Annotated in this window: 5 protein-coding genes; 2 read left to right on the top strand and 3 right to left on the bottom strand. The window is 68.7% G+C overall.

From position 1 onward, the window contains the following. Positions 1-61: 61 nt before the first annotated feature. The 3 genes from gph to O0J73_RS21595 all read right to left on the bottom strand — a co-directional run bounded on the left by gph (position 62) and on the right by O0J73_RS21595 (position 2,501). Complete coding sequence (gene gph / locus O0J73_RS21605) at positions 62-718, bottom strand: phosphoglycolate phosphatase (RefSeq protein WP_004154016.1); 657 nt, start codon at positions 716-718, stop codon at positions 62-64. 65 nt (positions 719-783) lie between these two features. Continuing rightward, entirely contained in the window at positions 784-1,575 is a 792-nt protein-coding gene (locus O0J73_RS21600) for a class I SAM-dependent methyltransferase (RefSeq protein ID WP_197564365.1), read from the bottom strand. Further along, complete coding sequence (locus O0J73_RS21595) at positions 1,572-2,501, bottom strand: LysR family transcriptional regulator (RefSeq protein ID WP_053509739.1); 930 nt, start codon at positions 2,499-2,501, stop codon at positions 1,572-1,574. Before O0J73_RS21595 ends, O0J73_RS21600 begins: the two co-directional genes overlap by 4 nt. 108 nt (positions 2,502-2,609) lie before the next feature. On the opposite strand from O0J73_RS21595, the gene O0J73_RS21590 reads away from it, so the two are divergent. Together O0J73_RS21590 and O0J73_RS21585 are read left to right on the top strand one after the other, a co-directional pair. Next, a complete protein-coding gene (locus O0J73_RS21590) occupies positions 2,610-3,248 on the top strand; it encodes an NAD(P)H-binding protein (protein WP_308309605.1) in 639 nt (212 codons plus the stop codon). Positions 3,249-3,351: 103 nt separating this feature from the next. Further along, positions 3,352-4,263: an MBL fold metallo-hydrolase gene (locus O0J73_RS21585; protein ID WP_308309604.1), complete on the top strand. Its 912-nt coding sequence runs from the start codon at positions 3,352-3,354 to the stop codon at positions 4,261-4,263. Positions 4,264-4,385 lie beyond the last annotated feature (122 nt).

The raw sequence follows: 4,385 nt of genomic DNA, 5'->3' as shown, positions 1-4,385 counted from the left end.
CCCCCCACTACCCGTTGCGTCGGCCCGGGTTACCGGCGGGCGACCCGGGATGTCCGTTGCGTCAGCGCTGCAACCCCGGCAGCTCACGCAGGTCGTCGATCACGGCCACCGCATGTGCGGTGGCCAGATCCAGGCCACGCGGATAGCCATAGCGCACCAGCGCGATCGGCATGCCGGCCTCTTCAGCGGCGCGATAGTCGGTCAGCGAATCACCGACCATCAGGCAGGCGCCTACCGGCAACCCGAAGTGCGCAGCGATGTGGCGCAGCGGTTCACCACTGGGCTTGCGCTGCGGCAGCGAGTCGCCGCCCAGTATCAGCGCGAACGCGTCGCCGATGCCCAGGTGCTGCAGCAGTGGTGGCACCAGCGCTTCGGGCTTGTTGGTGCAGATCGCCAGCGGCACGTTGCGCGCACGCAGCTGTGCCAGCGCCTCGGCCACGCCATCGAACAGGCGTGGGCTGCGCAGCAGGCATTCGCGGTAGTGCACCATGAACACCGGCATCACCGCGGCCAGGTCGAGCTCGCGGCCAGCGGCATGCACGGCCTGCTCCACCAGGCGACGCACACCATCGCCGATCCAGCCCAGCACCGTGGTTTCCGGCACGCGCTCCACGCCGATGTCTTCCAGCGTGCGGTTCAGTGCTTCGGCGATATCGGCCGCGCTGTCGACCAGCGTGCCATCGAGGTCGAACACGACCAGCGGATAGGGATACGACAAGGGACGGCACCTGTGCGACGTGGGGCCGTCCATTGTACGTCGGCCTGTTTTTTTGCAGGCCCGCCTCAGCCGATCCTGCGCGCGCGGGTGGCCAGGAACGTGGGCAGATAGCGGTCGATCAGGAAGCGCGGCTGCGGCTGCCAGTCTTCCATGAAGCGATCGATGACGAAGCCGGCGTCAAGCTGGCCGCCGATGAGTTCGGTCAGGCTGTGGCCGAAGGTGAGCGCATCGCCGCGCGCCAGCTTGGCCTCGCGTTCGGTCGGCGCCAGGTCTTCCAGGTCCGAATAGGGAATGGCGTACTGCGGGCGGATCAAGCCCTGCGCATCCAGCTGCGGCTCACGTGCGCCGACGAACAGCACCGGGTTGTAGAAGCTGGCCATCAGCAGGCCGTCGCGCGCGAGCACGCGATGGCACTCGCTCCACACCGGGCGCACGTCGGGCACGTACAGGTTCGAGATCGGCTGGAACACCACATCGAAACTGCCGTTGGCGAAGGCGTGCAGATCGCGCATGTCGCCCTGCACCGTGCGCAACTGCAGGCCATCGCGCGCGGCGACCTGGCGGTCCTGCTCCAGCTGCCCGTCGGACAGGTCGAACACGGTGACCTCGGCACCGGCCGCGGCCAGTACCGGCGCCTGCTGTCCACCGCCCGAAGCCAGGCACAGGATGCGGCGGCCGCGTACATCGCCCAGCCAGTCCAACGGAAGTGCGCGCGGCGTCAGATGCACCTGCCAGCGCCCTTCGCGTGCAGCGGCAATCGTCGAGCTTTCAACCGGGCGCGACCATTCGCGTACCTCGCTGGCCTGGCGGTCCCAGGCAGCACGGTTGTGGTCGATCAAGGCCTGTCCATGGTTCATGTGTTCTCCTTGCCCGGCGGGCGCCAATCCAGGTCCTGGAAGGCCGGGCTGGCGAAACACTCGCCCAGGAAGTCCAGGAATCGCCGCATGATAGCCGGCTGCTGGCGCCGTGATGCGTACACGGCATGAATGCCGAGTTCGTCCAGGCTGAATTCCGGCAGCAGTTCGATCAGTTCGCCAGTGCGCAGCAGCGGTGCTACCTGGTAGGTCGGCAGCATCGCGATGCCGGCCCCGGCACGCACCGCTTCCAGCAGCAGCGAGGCTTCATTGGCACTGATGTTGCCGCCCACCGCCACCGACAGCGAACGGCCGTCGCGGTGCAGCTGCCACAGGCTCTTGCCGACGTAGTGGTGGGTCAGGCAGTTGTGCGCGGCCAGGTGCTCGGGAGCGGTCGGCGTGCCGTGCGCCTGCAGGTAGGACGGCGTCGCGCACAGCACCGAGCGGCAGGTGGCCAGCCGCCGCGCGATCAGGCTGGGGTCGATCTGGCGCGCGATGCGCACCGCCAGGTCCACCCGCTCCTCCACCAGGTTCACCGTGCGATCGACCAGCAGCAGCTCGATGCGCGCCGCCGGGTGGCGTGCGACGAAACCGGCCACTGCACGCGCCAGGTGGCTCTGCCCGAACGACACGCTGGCGGTCACCCGCAGCGTGCCGTGCGGCTCGGGATCATCGCTGGCCAGCTCGCCCTGCAGCGCCTCGCCGATCTCCAGCATCTGCCGGAAGCGCGCCAGCGCCGCTTCGCCGGGACCGGTCAGGCTGACCCGGCGCGTGGTCCGGTGCAGCAGGCGCGCACCCAGCCAGCCTTCGACCTCGGCCAGATAGCGACTGACCATCGCCCGCGACATGTCCAGCACCTCGGCGGCCGCGGTCAGGCTGCCGCGCTCGGCGACCTCGACGAACACGGTCATGGCGGTCAATCGGTCCATATGCTCGTTCCATGCAACAAACAAGCGCGTTATACGCTGTTTTTCGAGCGACTGCAGCGGCCTAGAGTGGCCCCATTCCCACCCCACACCGCCTCACGGAGTCCCGCAATGAAGATCGCCCTCGTTGGTTCCACCGGCAACATCGGCCGCCAGATCGCGCGCCACGCGCTGGCCCACGGCCACGAACTCACCGTCATCGTGCGCAGCGCGCAGGATCTTCCGGCCGAGCTGGCCGGCGCGCATCCGGTGATCGCTTCGCTGGATGACCAGGACGCGCTGGTCGCCGCCATCGCCGGCCACGACGTGCTGGCCAGCGCCTATGGCCCGCGCCCGGGCGATGACATCGGCCGGGTCGGCGAGGTCGCCGCGCAGCTGGCCGCGGCCGCGCGCACGGCCGGTGTGCCGCGCCTGGTGGTGGTCGGCGGTGCCGGCAGCCTGGAAGTCGCCCCCGGCGTGCAGCTGGTGGATACCCCGAACTTCCCGGAGGCCTACAAGCCGTACGCACTGGCCCACCGCGAAGCCTTCAAGCGCCTGCAGGCGGTGGAGGACCTGGACTGGACCTTCTTCTCGCCGGCCGCCGAAATCGGCCCGGGCGAAGAGCGTGGCCAGTACCGCGTGCAGCCCAAGGCGTTCCTGGCCGATGCCAGCGGCCACAGCCGCATCAGCTACGCCGACTATGGCGCTACATTCGTCGCCGAACTGGAAGCACACAAGTACCCGAATCAGATCATCACTGCGGCGTACTGATCATGGCGTGCGCGGGCCTGCCCGTTCGCCGGGCATGGCCTGGCGCTACCCACCTGTAGCGCCGAGCCGATGCTCGGCCCGATATCCCCACAAGGACATCCCCATGCGTACCGCTGCCCTGCTGCTCCCCCTCGCCCTGGCCGCCAGTTTCACCAGTGCCCCGCTGCTGGCCGCACCGGCCGCCGCGTCGCCGTCCGTGGCGACGAAAACCCAGCTGCACCTGCAGGCCTTCCATCCTGGCCCGCAGGCGATGTTCTCGGTGTCCTCGGTGCTGATCGAAGGCCGCCATGACGCGATCCTGGTCGATGCGCAGTTCGGCGCCAGCGATGCGCGCAGGCTGGTGGACCTGATCCGCGCCAGCGGCAAGCAGCTGACCACGATCTACATCAGCCACGGCGACCCGGACTATTACTTCGGCCTGGCCACGCTGCAGGATGCGTTCCCGCAGGCGCGCATCGTCGCCACCACGCAGACCGTTTCCCACATCCAGCAGACCCAGGCCGGCAAGCTGGCCTACTGGGGGCCGAAGATGGGGGCCGATGTCCCCGCGCGCATCGTGGTGCCGCAGGTGCTGGAGGAAGACGCGCTGCAGCTGGAAGGCCAGCGCCTGCCGTTGATCGGCCTGGATGGCCCGACCCCGGACCGCAGCGTGCTGTGGGTACCGTCGCTGCGCGCGATCGTCGGCGGCATTCCGGTGGTGGCGGGCGAGCATGTGTGGATGGCCGATACACAGACGCCCAGGTCACACGCCGACTGGCTGCAGACGCTGCGGCGGCTGCAGGCCCTGAAGCCGACGGTGGTGGTGCCGGGGCACTACGCACCGGGTGCGGCGCTGGATGCCAGTGCACTGCGCTTCACCGCAGATTACATCCGCGCCTTCGATGCCGAGACGGCAAAGGCCAAGGACAGTGCGGCGCTGGTGAAGGCGATGCAGGCGCGCTATCCGAAGCTGGCCGGGGTGGAGTCGCTGGAGCTGAGTGCGAAGGTGGCCAAGGGCGAGATGCAGTGGCCATGAGGTAGAGGTTTTCTTTTGCAGGGCTGCGCCCTGCACCTGCCGAAGCAACGTCAACGTCAACGTCAACGTCAACGTCAAAAGCCGAGGTTCAGTGGGTTGGCGGGGTGGGTCCGGTGGCGGGG

It is taken from the genome of Stenotrophomonas sp. Sm6012 (assembly GCF_030985895.1).
In the GTDB taxonomy this organism is placed as follows: Bacteria; Pseudomonadota; Gammaproteobacteria; order Xanthomonadales; family Xanthomonadaceae; genus Stenotrophomonas; species Stenotrophomonas forensis.
This window is presented reverse-complemented; position numbering and strand designations above follow the sequence as displayed.

Excerpts from the sequence above, each read along its gene's own strand:
- O0J73_RS21600 (WP_197564365.1), bottom strand. The coding sequence starts at position 1,575 with ATGAACCATGGACAGGCCTTGATCGACCACAACCGTGCTGCCTGGGAC.
- O0J73_RS21595 (WP_053509739.1), bottom strand. The coding sequence starts at position 2,501 with ATGGACCGATTGACCGCCATGACCGTGTTCGTCGAGGTCGCCGAGCGC.
- O0J73_RS21590 (WP_308309605.1), top strand. The coding sequence starts at position 2,610 with ATGAAGATCGCCCTCGTTGGTTCCACCGGCAACATCGGCCGCCAGATC.
- O0J73_RS21585 (WP_308309604.1), top strand. The coding sequence starts at position 3,352 with ATGCGTACCGCTGCCCTGCTGCTCCCCCTCGCCCTGGCCGCCAGTTTC.